Annotated in this window: 6 protein-coding genes and 1 pseudogene; all 7 read right to left on the bottom strand. The window is 62.1% G+C overall.

What is annotated here, in order from left to right:
• Window positions 1–121 precede the first annotated feature (121 nt).
• Window positions 122–1,282 (bottom strand): FAD-dependent monooxygenase, encoded by a 1,161-nt coding sequence (locus LOY68_RS17680; RefSeq protein WP_265038774.1) that lies wholly within the window; start codon window positions 1,280–1,282, stop codon window positions 122–124.
• Between the two features lie 61 nt (window positions 1,283–1,343).
• On the bottom strand, window positions 1,344–8,582 hold the full coding sequence (locus tag LOY68_RS17675) for an amino acid adenylation domain-containing protein (RefSeq protein ID WP_265038772.1): 7,239 nt from the start codon (window positions 8,580–8,582) through the stop codon (window positions 1,344–1,346).
• A gap of 134 nt (window positions 8,583–8,716) precedes the next feature.
• Window positions 8,717–9,985: a glycosyltransferase gene (locus LOY68_RS17670; RefSeq protein WP_265038770.1), complete on the bottom strand. Its 1,269-nt coding sequence runs from the start codon at window positions 9,983–9,985 to the stop codon at window positions 8,717–8,719.
• 37 nt (window positions 9,986–10,022) lie between these two features.
• On the bottom strand, window positions 10,023–10,208 hold the full coding sequence (locus LOY68_RS17665) for a hypothetical protein (protein ID WP_054049663.1): 186 nt from the start codon (window positions 10,206–10,208) through the stop codon (window positions 10,023–10,025).
• Window positions 10,209–10,219: 11 nt separating this feature from the next.
• Window positions 10,220–11,638 carry an AdeC/AdeK/OprM family multidrug efflux complex outer membrane factor gene (gene adeC, locus LOY68_RS17660; protein WP_265038767.1) on the bottom strand — a complete coding sequence of 473 codons (1,419 nt, stop codon included), beginning with the start codon at window positions 11,636–11,638 and terminating at the stop codon, window positions 10,220–10,222.
• A gap of 57 nt (window positions 11,639–11,695) precedes the next feature.
• Window positions 11,696–12,529, bottom strand: a complete 834-nt coding sequence (locus tag LOY68_RS17655) for a helix-turn-helix transcriptional regulator (RefSeq protein WP_054049653.1) — start codon at window positions 12,527–12,529, stop codon at window positions 11,696–11,698.
• Window positions 12,530–12,940: 411 nt separating this feature from the next.
• Window positions 12,941–26,410 (bottom strand): annotated as a pseudogene (locus LOY68_RS17650) (amino acid adenylation domain-containing protein); the annotation flags it as partial.
• Window positions 26,411–26,503 lie beyond the last annotated feature (93 nt).

The raw sequence follows: 26,503 nt of genomic DNA, 5'->3' as shown, positions 1-26,503 counted from the left end.
GCAGTACACATCCCCTATGGGAGCGGGCTTGCTCGCGAAAGCGTCGTATCAGCCAATACTGATGGCGACTGACACACCGCCTTCGCGAGCAAGCCCGCTCCCACATTGATTACTGGCAGGTTCAAGCATTGGGCTTGAACGACAAGATATCCAGGTTCTTCTTGCGAAAACTGCTTTGCGGCGTCAGGCGGAAATACCAGTCGCGCAGCCAGCAGGCGACTTTCGATTCAGCCTGTTCGATACCGCTCATAAACCGCGCGGCCTTCACCACCCCGTTGGCTCGCGGGTGTCGAAATGCCTGGTACTGCTCCAGCGCAGCGTTCAGGTCGGACGTTTGCGTCAGGTATTGCGCCAGCACCACGGCATCTTCGATGGCCTGCGCCGCACCCTGGCCCAGGCTCGGCAACATCGGATGCGCCGCATCGCCCAACAGCACCACATGCCCGTCGCAGAATTGCTCCACCGGGTCACGATCCCGGGCCTGCATTTTCAGGATCGCGCTTTCGGGCGTGGCGGCGATGGCCGCGACCACTTCCGGCGCCCAGCCGCTGTAGGCGTCGAGCACCTCCTGTTTGCTGATGTTCAACGCGGCATCCGCCGCATTCGCGTGGTTACAGGTGCCCCACCAATACGCCTGGCCATCGCCCACATCGCAGAGCCCGAAGCGTTTGCCGCGCCCCCAGTAATGCGCCACGTAGCCTTCGCTCATCGTCGGATGGCTGAAGGGCACGATGGCCAGCCAGGCGATGTAACCGCAGGGACGCGTCGGTGTGTCGCCGAGCATCTGCTGGCGGATCACCGAATTAAGGCCGTCCGCGCCAATCAGCAAATCCGCCTGCCGGGTGCTGCCGTCTTCAAACGACACCAGCACGCCATCCGGGCGATGGGTATAGCCCACGCAGCGCAAGCCGGTGGTCAGCGTGTCCGGCGCCAGCTGTTGGGCCAGGGCCCGCAGCAGGAGAGGGCGCTGGATATTCACACTCGGATGACCCAGTTGTTCGCCAATCTCGTGGATCGGCATGCGCGTGATGGCGTCGCCATTCTGCTTCTTGAAATAAAACTGTCTGATCACCTGGCCGGCTTGCTCCACCGGAACGTCGGCGTCAATTGAATGCAGTGCCGCCATGGCGTTGGCCATGATCGACAGGCCGGTGCCACCGGTGCGCAGGGTCTGGGCCGCTTCGAAGACCTCGACCTGCCAACCCGCGCGTTGCAGGGCAATGGCGGCGGTGAGCCCGCCGATGCCGGCGCCTGCCACAATGGCTTTCTTGAGTGCTGTCATGCCGTTCCACCTGTTTCGAGCCCGGATTGACCGGGCGTTGAGTTGTGACCGTCGGTGACGGCTATGCGAATGCAGCCACGCTGCCGGCGCTTTTCACCCGTGCCGCATCAATCCGCGCCTTGATAACCTCGCCGACCCGCTGGATATGCGGCTCGCGCATCATGGTCAGATGGTCGCCTTCGATGGCGATCCGCTCCACGTGCGGCGCAACCGTGCGCCAGCCGCGATACGGATCGCGGAATGCGGTGCCGACCAGTTCATGCGGGGCTTGCAGTACATCCGGCAACTCGACATCCGCCGCAAACAGCGTCAATGGCAAATCGAGTGGCGGGAAGCGGTAGTCCAGCAGCGATTGCCAGTTGGCATGGAACACCCGGTACAGCTGATCCAGCGTCGCCAGGGTAATGCTCGCGTCGAAAATCCCTTGGGCGATGCCGTGTTGTTTGATCGCTTCGAAGGCTTGCGGATCGCTCATGGTCGAGAAGTCCAGGGCTTGATAGGCGTAGTCTTTCTGGCCATCGCCGCTGAGCAATTCCCACATGAACCAGTTCATGAACTCGCTGCGCTCGATCTGCACCTCGCCCTGGCTGATCCGCACGATGGTGTCGAGCAAAAACACGTTATGCAGGCGCCGGCCGCGACGCTTCAACTCGCTCGCCAGTTCATAGGCGACCACGCCGCCATAGGACCAGCCGCCAATGTTCAGCGGACCGGTGGGGGCTACCTGCTCAATCGCATCGGCGTAATGCACGGCCTGAGCCTGCACCGATTGCAACGGCGCGCGACCGTCCCAAGTGCCGGGTGCTTGCAGCGCGTACAGCTGAACCCGATCTTTGAGCACCCGCGCCAATGCGGCATAACACAACACGTGCCCACCGATGGGGTGCACGAGGAACAGCGTCGGCACACGCTTCGCGTTTTTGAAATCCACCAGCGCACCGGTCTGCCCGTGGCCGGCCTCGCTCTGCTGCAACACCTGGGCAAACTCGGCGATGGTCGGCGCCTGGATAAAGTCGGACAGCGACGGCTCGCAACCTTGGTGCCTGGCCAGCATCGCAATCAGTTGGACGGCCTTCAGGGAGTTGCCGCCCAGCTCGAAGAAGTTGTCATGGACGCTGATCTCTTCCAGCTCCAGGGTTTCCTGCCAATAGGCCTGCAACAGGTCTTCCCAAGTGTTTCGCGGCGCGGTGAACGGCCGCAGCAAGGTGGTTTGCACGTCGACCTTTTGCAGGCGCTGGCGATCAATCTTGCCGGTCGGGCCGAGAGGGATATGCGCGATGCTGACCAAGGTGTTCGGCAGCATGTAATCGGGCAGCGTCAGGCGCATTTCGGCCTTGAGTCGATCCAAGTCCAGCTCGCGTCCCGGCATCACTTGAACAAAACCGACCAGATAACGACCGCCATCCGCTGCCTGCTTGTCGATCACCGCCACTTGCTGAATATCGGCACCGAACTGTGCGGAACCGAGCATCGCCACTTCAATCTCGCCCAACTCGACGCGATAACCACGAATCTTCACCTGGGCATCGCTGCGACCCTGATAGATCAGGTCGCCCCAAGGCAGGTAAAAGCCGACGTCGCCGGTCTCGTATAACCGACGGTTCTCACCCTCCAGTTCGCGATAGACAAAGCGTTCGGCGGTCAGGTCCGGTTGATTCCAGTAACCGTTGGCCAGGCACAGGCCTTCGATGAACAAATCACCGCTGACCCCGACCGGACAGGCATTGCCCGCCGCATCCAGCACGTGCATGCGCACGCCATCAATCGGCACGCCAATCGGTGGCATGTTCGGCCAGTCCGCGCTGGCGCCTTCAAGCCGCAGGCTGGTGACCACGTGCGCTTCGGTCGGGCCGTAATGGTTTTCCACCCGGCAGTCGTCGAGGCTGTCGATCAGGTGACGGATTTCAGCGGTGATTTTCAGCTGCTCGCCCGCCACGTTGATCTGGCGCAGCGAAGCGGGGCGGATCCCCAGTTGCATCGCGACTTCGGCCAAGCCCTGGAACGCGACGTAGGGCAGGAACAATCGATTGATCTCCTGCGCGCCGACAAATTTCAGCAGCCGAATGAAGTCGTAACGCAGCGCCTCATCGATCATCACCAGTTCTGCGCCGCTCGACAGGGTCGAGAGGATTTCCTGGAACGAAACGTCGAACGAGATCGGCGAATATTGCAGGGTCTTCAGCGGCGCGTTCGTGGCGTCCTGCTGGCGGGTTTGCCAGCGGATCATATTGCCCAAGGCGTGATGCGGCATCGCCACGCCTTTCGGCCGTCCGGTCGAGCCGGAGGTGTAGAGCAGATAAGCGTTATCGTCGCCGCAAATCCCGGCCGCTATCGACGCCACTTGCTGATGACAGCGCGCCAGATTGTCATCGAACTCGGCGACCACACCTTCCCAGTGCCGCCGCTCGACCTGGCTGCCGAGGGTCGCCACCAGATTGGTCGAGCCATCGCCGGACAGCACCAGACGCGGCTGCGAATCGTCGAGGATCAGCCGAATGCGGTCCTGCGGGTAACTCATGTCAATCGGCACATACGCCGCGCCGGCCTGGATCACACCAAGAAGCGCGATGATCAGTTCGGGGGAACGCGGCATCATGATTGCCACTCGGTCACCCGGACCGATGCCGCGCCGGTGCAGCCAACTCGCCAGTTGGGCGCTGCGGTCCGCCAGTTGCCGGTACGACAGGCGAGTCTGGGCAAAACTCACGGCGACTTGCTCGTCATAGCGCGCGAAGCTGTCCAGCAGCAACGTCGAGAGATTGCCGTGGGTCGCGGGCGCCGTGTGCTCGATGCGCGGCATCCAGTCCGGTATGCGCGGCGGCGCGTCGGGGTTGGCGATCATCAATTCAAGGGTGCGCAGCATGTAATCGGCATAGACCTCGACCTGACTGGTCGCGACACGCGCCGTGCGGTAGTCGGTCTTCAACATCAGCGAACCGTTGGACGGGTGACGGCCCGCCGTGGTCAGCAAGTCATAGTTGCTCGCCTCGGTGGTTTCCCAACCGGTGAGGATTTCCTCGCCCGGCGCCAGCATGTCGTTGAGCACATAGAAATCGACGTAGTTGAACACCACGTTCAGCGCCACCTCGGTTTCCCGGTGAATCAGCGCGAACGGGTAGCGCCTGTGCGCAAACACCTGTTGTTCCTGGTGCATCAGACCGCGAATCACATCGAGCCAATTGCTGCCCTGGGTGCTGAAGCGTATGGGCAAGCTATTGAGGAACAGCCCCAGCACTTGAGCGCTGTCCTCAAACTCGGGGCGACCATGGCTGATCACGCCGCACAACACCTCTTGCTGATTCGACACGATGGCTTGGGCAAAACCGTGCGCCGCCAGCAACACCGCGCGCAAGGGCAGGTCCTGGTCGCGGCAGAACGCTTCGAGCCGGGCCACATCGGCAGCGGGCATCTCGCGGTAGGCCGAACGGTGCGGCGTCGGGTCTGGGGCCACCGCATGGGTCCAACTGGTCATGGACGCGGCGGGCGCGTCGTGCAGGTAATCGCGCCAGAATTGGCGGTGCACCTCGCTGGCCATGGCGGCCTGTTCGAGGACGACAAAGTCGGCGGGTGTGGTGCTCAGGGCCGGCAGCGGGGTTTCGGAGGTGTAGAGCGTAATCAGGTCACGCATCAACGTGGCAACGCTCCAGCCATCGAGAATCGCGTGGTGGAAGCTGAACACCAGATCAATCTCATCCGTGCCGACGGCTACGCCAAACTGATACAGCGGCGCTTGATGCCAGTCTTCGCGGTGACGTTTGCGTTCCTCGATGTAGGCCGCAACCGCCTGCTCGCGATCAGCAGGGCTCGGCGAAACGATGAGCTGCACCGGCGATTCCACCACCGAATGCACCCGCGCCATCGGCGCTTCGGTATGCCCGACATCGAACGACATGCGCAACGCCGGGTGACGCTGGATCAAGGCGCGACACGCCCGGTCCCAGGCCACGGCGTCCCATTTGAGGCGCATTCGATAGCGGAAGATGTCGTGATAGATCGCCGAATCCGGGTGCATCATCGAGTGGTAGATCATCCCGACTTGCAGTTGCGACGCGGCAAACACGTCATCGAATTCACCAGCGCTGGCCAGGCGAATTGCCTCCGGCACTTGGGCAAACGGCGCCACATGTGCCAAGGGTGCAAGGCGGGTGGAAGTGCCGCCCTGGGCCTCAACACTTTCGGCCAGTTGCGCGATGCTCGGGTGCTGGTAAATCTGCGCCAGCGTCAGGGCGATCCCTTGTTCACGGGCTTTGACCTGCAAGTGGATGACTTTCAGGGAGTCGCCGCCGAGCATGAAGTAGTTGTCGTGGATGCCCAGTTCCGAGCGCTTGAGGTTGTCCCGCCAGAGTTCGGCCAGCGTGTGTTCCAGCGCCGAGCGCGGCGCCGTTGCATCACGGCGGCCCAGGGTTTCATCGGGTTCGGGCAGGGCCTTGCGGTCGAGCTTGCCGTTGACGTTCAACGGGAATTGCTCAAGCTGAATCAGATGCCGGGGCACCATGTAGTCGGGGACTTGCTGCTGCAAGGTTGCCTGCAATGTTTGCGGTGACAGCTCAACGCCCGGCTCGCCGACAAGGTAGGCGCACAACCAGGCATCGCCTTCGGTCTGCTGACGGGCGATCACCACCGCTTCCTTGACGCCTTCGCACGCCACCAGCCGCGATTCAATCTCGCCCAACTCGATGCGCAGTCCACGAATCTTCACCTGGAAATCGTTTCGCCCCAGGTATTCAAGGCTGCCATCCGGCAACCAACGACCCAGATCACCGGTCTTGTACAGGCGCGCTTGAGGATCGGCCTGGAATGGATCACGAATAAACCGCTCGGCGGTGAGTTCGGGGCGATTCAAGTAGCCACGCGCAACACCGATGCCACCGATGTGCAGCTCGCCGGCAATCCCCGGCGGTAGCGGTTGCAGGTTGCCGTCGAGCACATGCAGTTGCGTATTGGCGATGGGCTGGCCGATTGGCACGATGCCGTTGTGCACGCCGGGCCGGCAATGCCAGGCCGTGACGTCGATTGCCGCTTCGGTGGGACCGTAGAGGTTGTGCAATTGCACGTTCGGCAGATACTCGAAAAAACGCTCCTGCAAGGCATACGGCAAGGCTTCGCCACTGCACAGCACCTGTTTGAGTGCAGGCAAACGTTGGGGCTCGGCCTGGTCGAGAAACACCTGCAACATCGACGGCACGAAATGCAGCAGCGTGATGCCGGCGCCCGCCATGATATCCATCAAGTAGCCGGGATCCTGATGCCCGCCGGGCGCCGCCACCACCAGTTGCGCGCCGCTGAGCAGCGGCAGGAAAAACTCCCAGACCGACACATCGAAACTGAACGGAGTCTTCTGCAGAACAACGCTGTGCTCATCGACACCATAAGCATCACGCGCCCAGAGCAGACGATTGACCACGCCGTCATGCTGATTCATCACGCCTTTGGGCAGGCCGGTGGAGCCGGAGGTGTAAATCACATAGGCGAGGTGTTGTGGCGTGAGGTTTAGGACGGGGTTTTCATCCGGTTGCCGGGCGAGCTGTTCGCGGTCGGTGTCGAGGCACAACACCGGCACCGTCACGGTAGGCAGGCTGTCCAGCAAGGCGCGAGTGCTGATCAGGACGCCGGGCTCGCTGTCGCTGAGCATGTGGCTCAAGCGGTCGGCGGGGTAGCCCGGATCCAGCGGGACGTAGGCGGCTCCCGCTTTCAGAATGCCCAACAGACCGGCCACCATCTCCAGACTGCGCTCCACGCAAATGGCCACGCGGTCGTCCGGGCGAATCCCGCGTTCCAGCAAGGCATGCGCCAACTGATTGGCCTGGCGATTCAGTGCGTCGTAGGTCAGGGTTTGATTGTCGAAGCGCACGGCAATCGCGTCCGGGCGAGCCGCGACTTGCGCTTCGATCAACTGATGCAGCAGCGGTTCTTTAGGGTAATCGACTTCGGTGCGATTCCATTCGTCCAGCAGCTGTCGTTCAGTGGCCGGCATCAGCTCCAGGGCGTTGACCGGCACATCGAAATCAGCCGCCACGGCGTGCAGGAGGCTCATGAAGCGTTGTTGCAGCGCCTCGATCTGTGCGGCATCGAAGTACGCCTCGTTGTAGATGAAATGCATCCACACGTCGTCCTCCGGCCCGGCTTCACGCACGTGCATCGCCAAGGGATTCTGTTCGTAGCCGTTACTCAGTTTGACCGGGTGGGCGAGGGTGGCGTCGTACCACGTGTCCTGGTCTTGCTCGAAGGACACCACCAGGTCGAACAACTGCCGCCGACCCAGGTTGTGCAAGCCGAGTTCACGGTTCAGTTCGCTCAACGGGTAACGCTGGTAGCGGTAATCCTGCTTCAGCGTCAGGGCAATCTGGCCGACCAGTTCGGCAAAGGTCAGGTCGGTGCCGAGGCTCAGGCGCACCGGGCTCATGCCGACGAACAACCCGACCGTGGCCTTGTGCGCGGCATTCGCGCGGTTGAGGATCGGCAGGCCGATCACGATCTCGTCGCGTTGGGCCATGCGAGCAAAGTAGCTGTACAGCGCGCCCAGCATCACATGGAAAATCGACCCCTGGCCGCTGGCTTTCGTCAGTTCACCGAGACGGTTGTACAGCGCACGCGGCAAGCGCCAGGTGTGGTTCTGGCTCGGCACCAGGCCTTGCCCGACACGGCTTTCAGTACGCGGCGCGAGCAACGGTTCGGGCAGCGTGCGGTATTTTTCCAGCCAGTAGTGGCGCTGGCGCTGGAGTGCCGCCGAAGCTTTTTCGCTGCCTTGCTGTTCGAGATAGGCCTGATAACTCGGCGCTGGCAGCATCGGTTCCGAGGCGGTATAGGCCTCGCTGATGGCTTTGCCAATCATGGCAAATGACCAGCCATCAACGATCAGGTGATGGCAATTGAAAAAGAAGTAATACAGGTCTTCCCGCACTTTCAGCAATTCGGTGCGATACAGCAGACCGTCGTCAAACGAGAAGGGCGTTTGCAGGTTTTCTTCCAGCAGCGCCAATGCTGCGGCTTCGGGATCGGCCTGTGCCGAGACGTCGATCAAGGAATACGCCGCGCTGACCGAGGCCAGGAAGCGTTGGCGCGGCAACGGATGATCAACCGAACCCAGCACCAGTTGCGTGCGCAGCGCGTCGTGGCGACTGACCACCTGGTCGATCGCGTGCTGCATCCGCGTGGCATCCACCGCGCCATTGATCCGGGCATAGCCGCCGATGTTGTACAGCGGCGAATCTTCGTGCAACCGCTGGTCCAGCCAGATATCCAGTTGCGGAGCCGTCAGCGGGTAAAGCAGGTCGCTCGAAACGGGCGTGGCCTGAGTCATAAAGTTCTCCGTGGGCCGGGCCCAAAACTGATGAAAAGCATGAAGACCTTGGCTTCGCGCAGGCGTGGCGAAGCAACGGAGGTCAGGAGTCCGTTGCCGGGATCAGCGATTAGGGTGTGTTCGGGAAAACCCGATTACGCGACGCGATACGTCTTCAGGCGAGCGAGTGCCAGTGCCTCGACCTGCAATGCCGCCGCTTCGCTGGCGCTGTCGCCGCCGGGAATCAGCGCGCGATAACGAGCGCAATTGGCGCGCACTTCAGGGCTGGTCAACACCGAGTCGAGTGCCTTGGCCAGCGCTTCGCCGGAGGCCGGCGGCGATAAGCTCACCCCGCAACCCAAACGCTGCATGCGCGCCGCGTTGTCGAACTGGTCATGGGCAAACGGCGTCGCCACTTGTGGTACGCCGGCGGCCATCGCCAGCGCGGTGGTGCCGACGCCACCGTGGTGCACCAGTGCGGCGGTGTGGGGCAGGATGCGGCTCATCGGTACGTAGCGACGCACCAGGATTTGCCCGGCGGCAGCCATCGCCGGGTCCACCGCTTGCCGGGTCAGGAACACCCCGCGACGGTTGACCGATTTCAGCGCTTCGACGGCGGCGGCAAAATACTCTTCGCCATTGACCTGGGTCGAGCCGGGGGTGAAGACCACTGGCGATTCTTCGCTGAGGAAGTCATCCAGTTCGCTGTCGGGTGGCTGGAAGCCGGATTCATCGAACAATGGAAAACCGGTCAACACGGTCTGGGCTGGCCAGTCCGATTCGATCTTGGCGAACCACTCCGGGAACAGTCCCAACACCCCGTCGGGTGAGCAGATCCATTCGCTGATAATCCGTTTGGTCGGTGGCAAGCCCAACTCGCGGCGGAAGCGGTTGAGTTCCGGTTTCATCAGCCCGTCGAGAAAGGTTCGCTCGACCAGACGCAGCACCAGGCGTTTCACCGGAAATGGCACAAAGGCTGGCAGGTTGGTGCCCGGCGGATGCACCGAGGGCGAAGCGGCCGACCAGAAACCGAACGGCGAGACTTGCGCGGTGATCAGCGGGATGCCGCGTTTTTCCTGGAGCAGTCGCGCCGAAAACGCCCACAGCGAACCGAGCATCACCGTCTCATCGTCACACGCGGCCTCCAGCAATTGGTACTGCTCGCGCAGCGTACTGGCGACGGTTTTCCAGAGGGTAGGCAGCGAGGTTCGCGTGCGCCACAGCGCCGGGTCAGCCATGACCGTCTCATAGTCTTCGGCAGTGCCCAGTGGCAAAAACCTGAAGCCACAACGCTCGATCAACGGCGCGAATGCCGCGCTGGCACAAAAAGTAATCCGGTGACCGCGTGCGGCGAGCGCGCGGCCGATACCGACAAAAGGATGAACGTCACCGGCAGAGCCGATGGCCGTAATGATCACATGCATAAGAATCCGTCCTGTTGAGTGATCTGGCGGTCGAGGCCTAGGCCGGGGCGGCGATCAGGTCGCGCGCCGAATAGAAGCCCAGTACCGTGCGTTTTTTCTCCCGGTATTCACAAGGCACCAGCGGCGTGCCCGGCAGGTCGGAAGTGAAGGAGGGATGTTTGACGATCATTTTCCTGCCGCCCGCGCGTAAGCGAACGTATTCACCCGGTTCGAATGTGTTCATTTTCATTGCCCTCACAATGCAACATTCAGTCGTTCGGCCCAGCCTCCGCCCAGCGCCTTGTACAGCCCGACCTCGGAGGTCAGCTGTGCGAGCCGGTCGGTGATCAGCGTTTGCTGGGCACTGAACAGGGAGCGTTGCGCGTCGAGAAAGGTCAGGTTGTTGTCTACACCGATGCGATAGCGACGCTCGGCCAACCGGTAGTAATCCTGGTTCGCCTGCACGAGGTCGCGTTGCGCGGTCAGTTGTTCGCTGTAGGTCTTGCGCGCCGCCAGGCCGTCAGAGACTTCCTGGAACGCGGCCTGGATTGATTTCTCATACTGCGAAACCCGGATGTCTTTCTGGATCTTCGAGTAATCCAGGCTCGCCCGCAGGCTGCCGGCATTGAAAATCGGCAGGTTGATTTGCGGCTGGAACAGCCAACTCCCCGAGCCACCCTTGAACAGCCCGGACAGTTGCGAGCTGGAAGTGCCCGCGTTGGCCGTCAGGGTGATGCTGGGGAAGAACGCGGCACGGGCAGCGCCGATGTCGGCGTTGGCGGACTTGAGCAGGTATTCGGCTTGCAGAATGTCGGGACGCCGTTGCAACAGGTCCGACGGCAGCCCGGCCGGTACTTCGCTGAGCAGGTCGGAGGCGAGCGGCAGACCGGGCAGGTTTTCCGGCACCGAGGTGCCGACCAATAGCGTCAGGCCGTTGATATCCTGCGCCACTTGCCGCTGAAATTTCGCCAGATTGGCCCGGGCACCTTCGACGGTGGTCCGCGCCTGGCTGACATCCAGCGCCGAGGCCACGCCAACCGCATTGCTGCGGGTGGTCAGGCGCAGGCTTTCTTCGTAAGACTTGAGAGTGTCCTGGGTCAGCACCAGCAATTCCTGGTCGGCGCGCCAGGTCAGGTAAGCCGTGGCGACGTTGGCCACCAGGCTCAACTGGGTGCTGCGCCGGGCTTCTTCACTGGACAGGTAAACCTGCATGGCTTCCTGGCTCAGGCTGCGGATCCGCCCGAACAAGTCCAGTTCATAGGCACTGATGCCCAGGCCTGCGGAGTAGGAACCACTGGTGACCGCTTCGCCGGTGGACGACAGGCTGCCCGGCGTACGCTGGCGCGTCCCGGAGCCGCTGGCCGACACTGCCGGGTACAAATCGGCGCGCTGGATCTGGTATTGCGCCCGATAAGCCTCGACGTTCAACGCCGCCACCCGCAGGTCGCGGTTGTTGCTCAAGGCGCTCTGAATCAACTGCTGCAATGCCGGATCGCGGAACTGGTCGCGCCAGCCTTGTTCGGCAGCATTGCCGTCAGCCTGGGCCGGCGCATAGGCGGCGCTTTGCGGGTACTGCTGGGCGATTGGTGCGGCTGGCCGTTGGTAGTCCGGTATTAACGAACAACCGCCGAGAACAAACGCAACGGCCGCCAGGGACATCGGGGACTTGCTCATTACCAGCCTCATCGTAAGGGAGTCGGGCTTTGCTTTAACGCAGAAGGGTTCGGGGCATTACGCCCCGATCATCCATTTGGCCAGTCCGTGTCGGCCGCTCACGCCAAGCTTGGCCGCGGCCCGCTTGAGGTAGGTTTCGACAGAGCTGTTCTTGACGCAGAGTTTTTCCGCCATCTCCGGCACGGTGCCGCCGGTTAACAGCCCCAGACACACCTCTTTCTCCCGCGCCGACAAGGCCACGTCACACAGGGTCAGCCGTTCGTTGAAGTCGCGTTGCAGCGGGGTCTGTTCGAACGCGACGACGGGCCTGGCCATGGGGCTGCCCGTCTTGCGCACGCTGACCTGACGACTGATCCGCGCATGCCGCTCAACCAGCGGCAACAGGGTCTCCGAGAGGTTTTTCAGAAACGATAATTCGCTCAGGGAAAAGTCGCGGTCCGCCAAAGGTCGGTGCAACGTGATGACGCAACGCCGATTGCCCTTGCCCGACACCAGATTGCATTGATGAGTCGCGTTGGTGAGCTGATAGCCCTTGGCGTCCATCATCGGTGCGTTCATGTGAATCAGGATGGAATCGTCCACTTCAAGAATCCGTTGCAAGAGTGGGTGTTCGTCTCGCTGCCGGGGAGTAATGGAACAGGGAAGGGAGGAGGGCGACGACAGTTCCTCGGGGAGGCCTGCATTACCCAGGGACTGAATGTCGATGACGCTTCCCTGGTTATCGTCTGTAGTCCATTCGCTGAGTTCGACCAGGCTGATGGAAACCGATGTCCCGATCAGTTGGTGCATATTCGCAACGAAGTGTTCATGCCCTACGCTTGAAATCAGTTTCCCTAGTTCGAAATAGATATGCGGATTCTCTATATTTCGTACGCTACTGATTCGATTCATAAGCCTGCATACCAAAATCGCTGGCTGACCTGGTTTCCGACCGCCCGGTCGAAAATAACCCTGCCCCCATGTCAAATTTCCACCGTTGCGTTTCATTGATTTAGTGCACGACTAAATCGATTCAGCGTGGGTGAATTATTAAAACCTACACGTTTATAGGTGTATGTAGGGGGATACAGGGACAGGCATGTCACAAAATTGGCGTCAATAAGCATAGAAGACGGCCTCCGTGCCGTGAGAAACATTTGTTCGAAACTAGCGTTTGTCAGCGATATAAGCATTTGAAAGGTAGAACCTTTTTTGAAGTGCGCAAGCTGATCGGAGTAAATGATGTGCAAATGGCCATCATTTGTAAGTTGTAGGACAAATTTGTAGGACAAAGCCGACCAACGGTCGGCTTTGAACACGCTGTTATTTGAATTTTCCCTTCAGTGCGTAGGAAATTGCCTCACCGAGGGCGTCGACGTACGGCGCGCGCACCAAAGTGTGGTGCGTGCCAGGCAGCGCTTTGATCGTCACGCGGTCACCCTGCAAGGCGCGCCAACCCAATGTCCGGTCGGATCGCTCCTGCTGCCGCGCGGTGAACAGCGACACCGTCACCGGCAGCTCGGGGCTGACGTAGGCACCCACGGCCAGCCGTGTCGCGTAGGCCACCGCCAGATGGGTGCGTAACGTCGCCGCATCGATTCCTAGACTCAACTCCTCAGGCAACAAGCCATGGGTCGTGCACAGTGCAAGCATCGGCTCGATCTCGCCGCTCGCCACCAGTGGCGACAACTGATCGAACAACCCAGGGTGCATGTCTTCGGGCAGCCACGACATCAGGAACTGCGCTTCCGTCAGCACCTCGCGTTCCTCGGCGCCGACCTCGGCCGAGGTGTCGATGATCCCGATGAATTCGACCTGCTCGCCGCTGGCGATGACCTGATGGGCCATCTCATAGGCGATCAAGCCGCCAGCCGACCATCCTGCGAACCGATACGGACCTTGGGCCTGCACCTCGCGAATCGCCGCCAGATAACGCGCTGCGATCGCGGGGAGGGTTCTTAAGGGCACTTCACCCGCCACAAACCCCGTCGCAGCAAGACCGTAGACCGGCACCTCGGGGTCCAGGCTCGGCGCCAGGTCACGTGCATAGCCGACCTCACCACCGAGTGGATGCACCAGGAACAGCGGCCGTTGGGACCCACCGCGACGGATCGGCACCAGGTTATTGCGCGATGTCGGCCGTGATTGCGTGTCGAGAGTCCGCGCGAAACCCGCGATGGTCGGTTCGACAAACAGGTCACGCACGGCGATCGGTTTGCCCAATACCTTGCGCAGTCGCGAAGTCATCTGCACCGCCATCAGCGAAATCCCGCCGAGCCTGAAGAAATCGTCATGCCGACTGACCTGCTCAAGTTTCAGCAACTCCAGCCAGATCTTCGCGATGGCCAACTCGGTGTCACCTTGAGGCGCTTCGAAGGGCAGTTCCTGCACTTCAAGTACTTCCGCGGCTGACTCGGAGCGGACCAGCGTCGGCAGTGCCTCAAGCAACGCGCCCACCGGTTGTCGGGCGTCGCTGACCAGGGTTTCCAGCACCTGGACGAACAGCGCGATGATGTTCTGCACCGTGGCGGTATCGAACAGATCACTGGCGTATTGCAGGCTGCCGGTGATGGTCTCGACGTCATCGATCAACGACAGCGACAAGTCGAACTGCGTGGTGGTGTGCGCGCTGTCCACCGATTGCACCGTCAGGCTCGGCAATTGCAGCGGTGCCGGTGGCGTGTTGTTGAGGCTTAGCATCACCTGGAACAACGGGCTGTGGCTCATGCTGCGAGTCGGTTGCAACGTGCTCACGACTTGTTCGAAAGGCAAGTCCTGATGGCTGAAAGCCGCCAGGGTCAGGCCTTTGATGCGGGTCAGCAGATCGCCGACGCTGGCTTCGCGCTCCGTGTTCACCCGCAGAGCCAGGGTGTTGGCGAAGAAACCGATCAAGCCTTCCAGTTCGGTGCGCGGGCGGTTGGCGACCGGCGTGCCGACCACCACATCGTCCTGGCCACTCAAGTGCGTCATCAGCGTTGACCAACCCGCCAGCAGGGTCATGAACAGCGTCGAACCCTGGGCCTGACTGAAGGCGCGCAATCGGCTGCTGAGCTCTGGCGGCAACACGCAATCGATGATCCCGCCGGCATAGCTTTGGACAGCTGGGCGCGGACGATCCAGCGGCAGGTTCAGCAGGCTCGGCGCACCGTCCAGATGCGCGCGCCAGAAGTCGGTTTGCGCCTGCAACGCCGGGCCGTTCAGCCACTGGCGTTGCCACACCGCATAGTCGGCGTATTGCAGCGGCAGCGCCGGCAACGGATCTTTCAAGCCTTGAGCGAATGCGGTGTACAGCACGGTCAGCTCATGGGCGAGCACGCTGTTCGACCAACCGTCCGAGACGATGTGATGCAGCGTCACGAACAGCACATGTTCCTCGTCGTCGAGCCGGACCAGATGGCCGCGTACCAGCGGGCCGCTGCTCAGGTCGAACAACTCGGATGCGTTGGCATCGCCGAACCTGGCGAGCGCCGCGTCGCGTTGCTCGGTGGCGAGTTCGCGCAGGTCCTGCTCCAGCAGCTGGAAGCGCTGGTCAGCCGGCGCGATCTTCTGCACCGGTTCACCGTCGATCAACTCGAACGTCGTGCGCAAGGTTTCGTGGCGCACCACCAGCCGATCGAGTGCCTGGCGCAACGCCGGTGTATGCAGCACGCCGTTCAGGCGCAGGGCCAGCGGCAAGTGATAAGCCGCGCCCGCCGCGTGATCGAGGTGATCGAGGAACCACAACCGTTGTTGCGAGAACGACAGCGGCAGCCGCGCCTTGCGGTTGGCCAGTGGAATCGGTTGCGCTTCGGTCGGCACCGCGGCGTTGACCAGCGCGGCGAGGCCACGCACGGTCGGGGCGTCGAACAACTCGCGCAGGGTCAGGCGTGCACCGAGTTTGCGGCGCAGTCGCGAGAGCAGTTGCACCGCCAGCAGCGAGTGACCACCGAGTTCGAGGAACCCGTCGTGACGCCCGACCTGATCCAGGTGCAGCAGGTTTTCCCAGATGCCGGCGATGGCGATTTCGGTTTCACCTTGCGGCGCTTCATAGGCACGGCTGGCCAAAGAATCCTGACCCGGCGCGGGTAGGGCACGGCGGTCGAGTTTGCCGTTGGAGGTCAGCGGCAGCGCGTCCAACTGAACGTAGGCACTCGGCACCATGTATTCGGGAAGGTTTTTCAGCAGTTCGGCGCGCAGTTGCTCAACAGTCACCGCGTCGCCACACACGTAAGCAACCAGGCGTTTGCCGTCCTCGGGATTGTCTTCCCGGGCGATGACCACCGCTTCACGCACGCCAGGGCAGGCGAGCAGGGCGTTTTCGATCTCGCCCAGTTCAATGCGGAAACCCCGGATCTTCACCTGGAAGTCGTTGCGTCCCAGGTATTCCAGGGTGCCGTCGGCCTGCCAGCGGCCGAGGTCGCCGGTCTTGTAAAGGCGAGCCTGTGGAAGACTGGAGAACGGATCGGCGATAAAGCGCTCGGCGCTCATCTCTGGACGGTTGAGGTAACCGCGAGCCACGCCGGCACCACCGATATGCAGTTCACCGGCCACACCCAACGGTGTCGGTTGACCGTGAGCGTCGAGCACATGCACTTGAACGTTGGCGAAGGGACGGCCAATGCTCGGTTTTTCGCCGAGGTCGCGAATCAGGTCGATAGTCGCATCCACGGTGGCTTCGGTCGGGCCGTACATGTTGTAGAAGCGGATGCTCTGGCAATCGCGCAACTTGCTCCACATCGCCGCGTTGATCGCTTCACCGCCGAGCAACACGCTCACCGGTTGGTAGCTTCTGCGCTCCAGCAAACCGGCGTTGAGCAGACCGTCGAGTTGCGAAGGGGTGGAGTCGAAGGCATGCACCCGGTGCTGTTCGAGGAAGTCGAGCAACTCGTTGCCACTGCCGCGAATCTGTTGCGGGATGATCACCAGTTTGTGGCCGGAGAACAGCTGCGAAATGCCCTTGATCGACATGTCGAAATAGAATCCGGCGTTCAGCGCGACGGTGGCGTATTCCGGGCAATACTGGTGGGTGGTGCGTTGCAGCACTTGCCAGAAGTTGTGCACCGAATGGTGCTCGACCATCACGCCTTTGGATTGCCCGGTGGAACCGGAGGTGTAGATCACGTAGGCCAGGTGATTCGGGGTCAATCCTGGAATAACCGGGTCGAGATCGTAAACAGGATCATCGGCAGCCAGCAGCGATTCGCGCTCATCCAGCAACAACAATGGCGTCTCACCGACCGGCAGTTGCGTGGCGAGAGCCTGTTGGGTAAGAACAGCCAGAGGCGTGCTGTCACTGAGCATGAACGCCATGCGCTCAACCGGATGCGCCGGATCGATCGGCACATAAGCGCCGCCGGCCTTGAGTACACCGAGCAGCCCGACAATCATCTCCAGACTGCGCTCGGCACACAACGCCACACGCTGATCCGGTTGCAGGCCAAGGGCAATCAGGCGTCGAGCCAAGTGGTTGGCCCGGCGGTTGAGCTGCGCGTAGGAGAGTTGCTGATCCTCATGAACCAGCGCAATCGACTGCGGACGGGCTCGTACCTGCGCTTCAAACAACGCATGGATCGGCTGCGCCGGGGCGAACTCGGTAGCGGTGTCATTGAAGCGATTGAGCAGTTGCTGACGCTCAGCCGCCGGCAGCACGTCGAGTGTGTTGGCCAGTTGCGCCGGATTGCGTTCCAGCGCTTCGACCAGCGCGGTCACCGCATGCGCCAGGTAAGCCGCAATCCGCTGCGGATCAATCCCGGCAATCGACTGCGCCGTCAGCGAGAACCCGGTCTCCTCAGCCGCCACGGCAATTTCAATCGGATAGTTGGTGCGCGTCTCGGAAGCCAAAAACTCCACGCCTTGCCAGTCGTCCATTTCATCGACGATCTCACCCGACGCCGTGACCATATCGCCATGGCGGCAGTTGAGAATCACGGTGAACAATGGCAACGCCGAATCCACACCGCTGCAACGCTGGGCGAGGGCGAGTGACGCTTGCTCGTGAGTCAGCAATTCGCTGAGTTGCTGATAAGCGTCCTGCACAATCGCGCTGACGCTGCTGTCTTGCAGGCGAATGCGCATCGGCAAGGTGTTGATGAACATGCCCAGCGCATGGTCGGCGCCGGTGGTGCCTTGGGAGCGACCGGACAACACCGTGCCGAAGATCGCATCGTCGCGACCGCTGGTGGCCGCAACCACCAGGCCCCATGCCGCATGGAACAGCACCGACGTCGGCACTCCTTGAGTGCGCGCCGTGCGGTGGATCGCGGCGTTGACCTCGTCACTCAAGTGTTCAATCGCCCGAGTCACACTGGCGCCATTGCCGCGCACGTCCAGCACCCCGTAAGGCGCGGTGGTTTCATCGACATCCGCCAGCAAGCGGCGGAAGTAGGTTTCGTGTTCCTCCTGGGAAATCGCCGCCGCCTGGGCGATGAAATTGCGATACGGCTGGGACGGCGGCAGGCTGTCGCGGCGCCCGGCGAGGATGCTCTGGATCTCGAGCATGATCAGGCGCAGGGTCACGTTGTCGCTGATCAGGTGATGGTCGAGCAGGGCCAGCAGCCATTGCTCGCGGACCGGGTCATAGGTCACATACGCCGCGATCAACGGTGCGACCTGCAAGTCGAGGCGCAGATGGTGGGTGTCGGTTTTATCGCGCAGCATCTGCAAGGCGTCTTCACCTTCAGTGCTTTCCAGCGTGATGACCGGCAGGGGTGCATGCCGATGAACGATTTGCACCGGTTGTGGCAGGCCGGACCAGCGCAAGGCACTGCGCAGGATGTCGTGGCGGTCGATGACTATTTGAACTGCAGCGAGGAAGTCATTGAGCAGGCTGCGCTGGTCAAACATGATCACCGAGCGCATCAGATACGCATCGCCTTCCGCCAGCAGCAAGTGGTGGAACAGAATCCCTTCCTGCAACGACGACAACGGGTAAATGTCCTGCACATTGCTCGCGCCACCGGGCACATCAGCAACGATCTGATCGATCTCCGCTTGGCTCAAGGTCAGCAGCGGCAGCATTGACGGGTCGATGGCAGCGCAATCGGCTGGAATCAGGTTCGGTGGCACGATAAACGCCGCGCTGCGCTCGCCAGCCAGCACTTTCGCCATGGCCCGCAGCGTCGGGGCGGAGAACACGGTGCGCACATCGAGCTGCAACCCGGACTGACGCAACCGTTCAATCAGGCTGATCACCAGGAAAGAATGGCCACCGAGTTCGAAGAAGTGGTCATCGCGACCCACCTGTTCAACCCCGAGCAATTCCTGCCAGGCCGCCGCCAGTGCGGTTTCAATCGCACCTTTCGGCGCTGCATATTCACGGCTCACCAGTGCTGACAGGCCCGGCGCGGGCAGGGCAGCGCGATCCAGTTTGCCGTTGGTGGTCAGCGGCCAGGTGTCCAGCGTGACGAAGGCACTCGGGACCATGTGTTCGGCCAGCACATCGGCCAATTGCGTGCGTAACGTGGCCGATTCCGGCGCGGCGTCATCCTCGGCAATCAGGTAGGCGACCAGACGTTTATCGCCCGGCACGTCTTCGCGGACCGTGACCACGGCTTCGCGCACGCCGGGGCAGGCCAGCAGTTGCGCTTCGATCTCGCCGAGTTCGATACGGAAACCACGGATCTTGATCTGCGAATCGTTGCGGCCGATGTAGACGATGCCGCCATCCGCGCGATAACGCGCGACGTCGCCGGTGCGATAGAGACGCTGCGGCCCGTAAGGATCGGCAATGAAGCGCTCGGCATTCAGCTCCGGGCGGTTCAGGTAATTGCGCGCCACACCGGCACCGCCAATGTAGATCTCGCCGTGCACACCGACAGGCACTGGCCGCTGATAGTCATCGAGGATGCGCAGGCACAGGTCCGGCAGCGCGGTGCCGATCAGGCTTGGCGCACCGGCATCGATTTCACTTTGGGTCACTGCGTGATAGGTGGCGTGCACGGTGATTTCGGTGATCCCGTACATGTTCACCAGCCGCGTTTGCGCCAGTGGCGTGCGGGCGATCCATGGCCGCAGGCTGATAAAGTCCAGCGCCTCGCCACCAAAGATCACTTCGCGCAACCCATGCACCTGGTCGCTGCGGCCACTGGCGTCGATGAACTGGCGGAAGGCACTTGGCGTCTGGTTCAGCACCGTCACGTTCTGCCGACAGACCAAGCCATAGAACTCATCGGCCGAGCGGGCCACGTCGGTCGGCACGATCACCAGTTTGCCGCCGTAACTCAGCGCGCCCCAGATTTCCCAGACCGAGAAGTCGAAGGCAAACGAGTGGAACAGCGTCCAGACGTCATCGCGATTGAAGCGGAACAGCTCGCGGGTGGTATCGAACAGCCGCGCCACATTGCCATGCTCGACCAGCACGCCTTTGGGCAAACCGGTGGAGCCGGAGGTATAGATGACATAAGCCAGATGCTGCGGCAGCGTATCGACCACAGGATTGATATCGAACGACGCATCCGACAGCGAATATTCGTCGCTCTCGGTATTCAACAGAACCACGCGGATATCCAGGGCCGGCAGCACGTCGAGGCAGTCTGGTTGCGCGAGCAACACCACCGGGGCGCTGTCGCTCAGCAGATAGTTGAGGCGTTCGGCCGGGTAGGCCGGGTCCAGCGGCACATACGCGGCGCCGGCCTTAAGCACACCGAGCACGGCGCAAACCATTTCCAGCCCGCGACCGCTGAGAATCGCCACCCGATCATCGGCTTTCACCCCGAGCGCCAGCAGTTGCGCGGCGATGCGGTTGGCCCTGCGATTCAGTTTGCGGTAACTCATGTGTACGTCGCCAAACACCAGGGCAACGTTCTCTGGATGGGTGGCCGCGAACTGCTCGAAACGTTGATGAATCAGCAGCCCCGGCGCACGCACCTGTAACGGCGGACGCAGCGCTGGCGACGCCTGGCTTTGCGCCGGATTCAGCAACGGCAAGGCGCGCACTGCTTGATCGGCGTTGTCGAGCATGGCGCCGAGCAGGGTCTGGAAGTGCTGGGCGAAGCGCTCGACCGTCGCGCGGTCGAACAGGTCGGTGGCGAACTCGATCACACCGCTCAACTCGCTGCCTTCATCGGCGAGGGTCAGCATCAGGTCGAACTGCGAGGTTTCCCGGGCTTGCGCCAGGGCGGTCAGGGTCAGCCCCGGCAACGCCAGTTCGCCGCCGTCCGGGGTGTTGTTCAGCGACAGCGCCACTTGGCACAACGGGTTGTGGCTCAGGGCGCGGGGCGGTTGCAAGGCGTCGATCACTTGCTCGAACGGAATGTCCTGATGTTCGTGGGCGGCGAGGGTGGTTTCCTTGATCTGCGCCAGCAACTGGGCGACGCTCGGGTTGTCTTGCAGACGAACGCGCAGGGCCAGCGTGTTGACGAAGAAACCGATCAGGGCTTCGACTTCAGTGCTGCCACGGTTGGCGGTCGGCACGCCGATCACCACGTCCGGCTCGTTACCCAGACGCGCCAGCACCACCGACCACGCAGTCAGCAGGGCCATGAACAGCGTGACATCGTGTTCCCGGCAGAACTGCTCCAAGCGTTCGCGCATTTGCGGCGCAATCACCACCGACACGTCGCTGCCACGATAGCTTTGCATCGCCGGGCGTGGACGGTCAGTCGGCAGGGACAACAAGGTCGGTGCGCCGCTGAGGTGCTCACGCCAGAACTCGACTTGTCGGCTCAGGCGTTCGCCGCTCAGGCAACGGCGTTGCCACGCCGCGTAATCGGCGTACTGGATCGCCAGCGGCGGCAACGGGTCAGGCTGGTGTTGGCTGAAGGCGCCGTAAAGCGCGGCGAACTCCTTGACCAGCACGCCAATCGACCAGCCATCGGAGATGATGTGGTGCTGGGTGATCAGCAGGATGTATTCGTCATCGGCCAGGTGCAGCAGGCGACCGCGAATCAGCGGGCCGTTGTGCAGATCGAACGGCGCGCTGGCTTCGCTGTGACTCAGGCGTGCCGCCGTGTGACTGGCTTCTTCGTAAGGCAGGGCCCGCAGGTCCTGCTCGACGAGGGCAAAACCGGACTCCGGCGCGGCAATCCGTTGCACCGGTTGCTCACCAATCCGTTCAAACGTGGTGCGCAGGCTTTCGTGCCGCGCCACCAGTTGATCGAGCGCAGCCTTGAGCGCGGGCAGATCCAGCGTCCCGCGCAGAAGCAAAGAGGCGGGCATGTGGTAAGCGGTGCTCGCATTCGGATCGAGCTGATCGAGGAACCACAACCGTTGTTGGGAAAAGGACAGCACCAGCGGCGCGTCGCGGTCGACGACGGTGATCGCGTCGGGCTGGACTGTTTCGAGGGTGCCGACGCTTTTCGCCAGCTCCGCCACCGTTGGATGACTGAACAATTCCCGCAACTTCAATTCGCCACCCAAGGTTTGGCGAACCCGGGCAACCAGTTGCGCAGCGAGCAGCGAATGCCCGCCCAGTTCAAAGAAGCCGTCGCGACGACCGACGCGCTCCAGGCCCAGCAGCTCCTGGAAAATCAGCGCCAGGGCTTGCTCGGTGGGGCCTTCCGGCGCCTCGTAGCTGCGCTCGGACATGGCATCCAGATCCGGTTCCGGCAACGCGTTCTGATCCAGTTTGCCGTTGGCGGTCAGTGGATACGCCGACAAGCTGACGAAGGCGCTGGGGATCATGTAATCCGGCAAGGTCGCGCCGAGTTGCAGGCGCAACGCGGCAATTTCCAGCACCACGCCGGGTTGCGGAATCAGATACGCGATCAGGCGTTTGCTGCCGGTTTTGTCATCGCTGGCCAGCACGCGAACTTCAAATACGCCTTCGCAGGCTTGCAGTTTCGCTTCGATCTCACCCAGCTCGATGCGGAAACCACGAATCTTGACCTGGGCATCCATCCGTCCCAGATGCACGATTTCGCCATTGCCGAGCAACTTGCCCAGGTCGCCGGAGCGGTATAGCCGCTCGCGGGGGCGGAAGGGATCGACGATAAAGCGTTCGGCGGTCAGCTCGGGACGGTTCAGGTAACCGCGGCCGACACCCTGGCCACCGACGCAGATTTCCCCAGGCACTCCGACCGGCATCAGGCGTTGTTGCGCGTCCATGATGTAGGTCACGGTGGTCGGGATCGGCCGCCCGACATTCGAAATGCCCTCGGCAATATCTGCCGATTCCAAGTGTTTGTAGGTCACGTGGACGCAGGTTTCGGTGATGCCGTACATGTTGATCAGCGCGACATGCGGGAAGGCCCGGTGGAACGCATCGAGACGGGCCGGTTCGAGGCTTTCGCCGCCGAGGATTACGTAGCGCAAATTGGCCAATGTGACATCGGGCCGGGAAGTCGCGACGCCGCTCAGCTGATGGAACGCCGACGGCGTCTGGTTGAGCACGGTGATGCCGTCGCTTTCGATAAACGCGAGGAAATCCAGCGGATCCCGGCGCAGGGCTTCGGGCACCAGGCTCAGGCGAGCGCCGTGCAACAGCGCGCCAAACATCTCCCAGACCGAAAAGTCGAAGGCGTTGGAATGGAACAGCGACCAGACATCATCGGCGTCGAAATGGAACGGCGTGCGGCTGTTGTGCAGCAGGCGGATGACATTGCGATGTTCGAGCAACGCGCCTTTCGGCTGCCCGGTGGAGCCCGAGGTGTAGATCACGTAACACAGATGATCCGGCGCATTGACGTTCGACAGGTTCACCGAGGCGCGCTGCACTTCGGGCGAAGTCTGAGTGCTCAGGGGTTTGGGGTCGAACACTTCGATACCCAGTTCGCCCAGTTCTGCGGCCATGTCTGCCAGGGCAATCGCCTTGCGCGCGCCACTGTCCTGCAACACATACGCGATGCGGTCGGATGGCGAGGTTGGATCGATCGGCACATACGCCGCGCCGGATTTGAGCACGGCGAGGGTAGCGACGATCATGTCCAGCGAGCGTTCGAGCAGGATCGCGACGAGGTCTTGCGGCACCACGCCGGCGGCGCGCAGTCGGCGGGCCAGTTGGTTCGACAGTTCGTTGAGCGCGCGGTAGGTCAGGTTTTGCGTGCCCATGCTCACCGCGATGCTTTGCGGCGTGCGCCGGGCCTGTTCTTCGAACATCTGATGCAGGGTGGTTTCTTCAGGGTAGGCGGCTTCCGTGTCATTCCAGTCCAGCGCCTGGTGTTGCTGTTCGCGAGCATCCAGCAGCGGCACCTCATCGACGCGCTGCGTGCTGTCATTGGCGAAGGCTTCGAGCAGGCGCACGTAGTGCCGCGTCATTTGCTCGATGAAGTCTTCGTCGAACATCTGCGCGTTATAGGTCAGGCGTCCCATCCACTGTTGTTCACCGGCCTCGACCAACAAATGCAGGTCATTCTTGCCATAGCCAAGGTTGGTTTCCAGCGTTTGTACTGTCAGGCCAGCAATGACTTCCGAGGCTTTGGCAGCTTGTTCGAAGTTGAACAACACATCGAACAACGCGGTGCGGCTCATGTCCTTGTCGGGATTCAGCGCGAGCACCAGTTGATCGAACGGCATGTAGCGATGACGCGAGGCTTGCGCCTGGGTGTCGGCAACCTGTTCAAGCAAGGCCTGCAAAGTCGTGTGGTCGTCGCAGGTGTTACGCAGCACCGACAAGTTGCCGATGGGGCCAACCAGTTCTTTGACTGTCAGGTCTTCGCGGCAAGTGGCGGTGGTGCCGATCACCAGTTCATCGTGCCCGGCATAGCGGCGCAACAGCGCGGTGAAGGCGCTGAGGGCCAGGGTATTGGCGCCGACGCCGGCCTGTTCGGCGGCAGCGTTCAGGCGATTGACCAGTTTGGTGTCGATCAGGAACGCATGCGTCGCCTCGGCGTAGGTGTGCACCGCATTACGCGGACGGTTCAGCGGCAACTCCATCGCTTGCAACTTGCCGCGCAATTGATAGGCCCAGAATGAACGCAGGGTTTCGCTGACCGCTGCCGGGAACTGGCGCTGCCAGGCGGCGAAGTCGCGGTAGCGCACTGTCAGTGCCGGCAATCGGGCAGGGCGGTCGGCGCAGGCAGCAGCGTAGAGTTCCAGCAGATCGCGGCGGATCACCTGCATCGACGCTCGGTCAGCCAGCAAGTGGTGCACGGCAATCGCGAGCACGGCGTCGTGCTCGTCGCTGTGTACCAACGTGGCCCGCACCAGGCTGCCACCGTCCATTTGCAACGGTTGGCGCGTGGATTCCAGTGCCCGCGCGGCGATTTGCTCCGGCAGGGCTTGCACCACCGTCAGCGGCAACACCGCCTCGCCGTCGAAATGCTGCCAGGCACTGGCGCCGTCGGAAACTACCCGGCAACGCAGGATGTCATGCCGGGCCAGCAACCCGTTATGGGCGGTTTGCAGCGCCGGCTGATTGATCTCGCCACGCAGCTCCAGCAGCAGCGGAATGTTGTGATAGATCGGGTTGGCGTCGTAGAGATAACCGGATTCGAAGGTGTCGACGAACCAGATGCGCTCCTGGTGGAACGACAACGGTGTGCGGGCTTCTTCGGGCTGAGGCTGCAGCGTCGGGAGATTCAGTTCAGGGTCAAGGTCGAGCGCGCCGATGCGGGTTTGCGGTGCATCGGTGAAGCAGCTCAACACCCGCTCGAAACGCTGGGCGATACGCTCAATCGTGGCGGCATCAAACAGCGCCGTCGAATACGACAAACTGCACGACAGGCAGTCGCTGGAGTCATCGATGTGCAGCGACAAATCGTGCTGCGTCTGGTCCTTGCGCGACGGCAGGAATTCCAGGGTCAAGCCCGGTAGGCTCAGGGTTTCCGTGTCATTCGCAGCGTTGGTGTAGAGCATGGTCTGGAACACCGGGCTGTGCCGGGTGCTGCGCGGTGGTTTTAGTGCTTCGACCACTTGTTCGAATGGCGTGTCCTGATAAACCGACGATTCCAGCATCAGCGTGCGGACTTGCAGCAACACCTCATCCAGCGTCGGGTTGGCGTGCAGCTTGACCCGCAGCGCCAGGGTGTTGACGAAGAAGCCGATCAACGACTGCACGTCCTGCCGGTCCCGATTGGCCGCGACCGTGCCGATCACCAGGTCCTGCTGGCCACTGATGCGCGCCAACAACACCGCCCACACGGCCATCAAGGTCATGAACGGCGTGGCCGCGCGGGCCTGGGCGAAACGGGTGATGTTGCTGGACAAGTCTGCAGGCAGATCGAAACTCAGGGTCGCACCGCGATAATCCTGCACCGCCGGGCGCGGGCGGTCGGTGGCCACCGTCAGCAAGGCCGGCGCGCCTGCGAGGTGACTGCGCCAGTATTCGACGTTCTTCGCCAGGCGCTCGCCGTCGAGATGTCGGCGCTGCCAGGCGGCATAGTCGGCGTATTGGATGGAAAGGGGCGGCAGCGGGTCCGGCTGTTGGCGGGCAAAGGCTTCATACAGCGCGGCGAATTCCTTGACCAGCACATCGATGGACCAGCCATCGGAGATGATGTGGTGCTGGGTGATCAGCAAACGGTATTCGTCATCCGCCAGGCGCAGCAGGCGACCACGAATCAACGGGCCGTTCAGCAGATCGAACGGTGCAGAGGCCTCGGCGTCGCTGATGCGCTCGGCACTGCGCGCGGCTTCTTCGGCGGACAGCGCGCGCAGGTCTTCTTCGATCAGGCTAAAGCCACACTCAGGGCTGGCGATCACCTGCACTGGTTCATCACCGACCCGTTCAAACGTGGTGCGCAAGCTTTCATGCCGGGCGACGAGACGGTCCAGGGAGGCCTTGAGCGCCACGAGGTCCAGCGTGCCCCGCAGACGCAGCGCCGCCGGCATGTGATACGCCGTGCTGGCGGTCGGATCGAGCTGGTCGAGGAACCACAACCGTTGCTGCGAGAAAGACAGGGCCAGGGGCGCGCTGCGGTCGGCGATGCTGATCGTGTCCGGCGCCTCGGCGACCCGTGCCGCGCCGCGTTGCTGGAGAAGTCGCAGCAGGGCGGCACGTTTGAGCTGTTCCAGACTATCGTTTTGGCTGTT

It is taken from the genome of Pseudomonas sp. B21-053, from assembly GCF_026016365.1.
GTDB classification, from domain to species: Bacteria; Pseudomonadota; Gammaproteobacteria; order Pseudomonadales; family Pseudomonadaceae; genus Aquipseudomonas; species Aquipseudomonas nunensis.
This window is presented reverse-complemented; position numbering and strand designations above follow the sequence as displayed.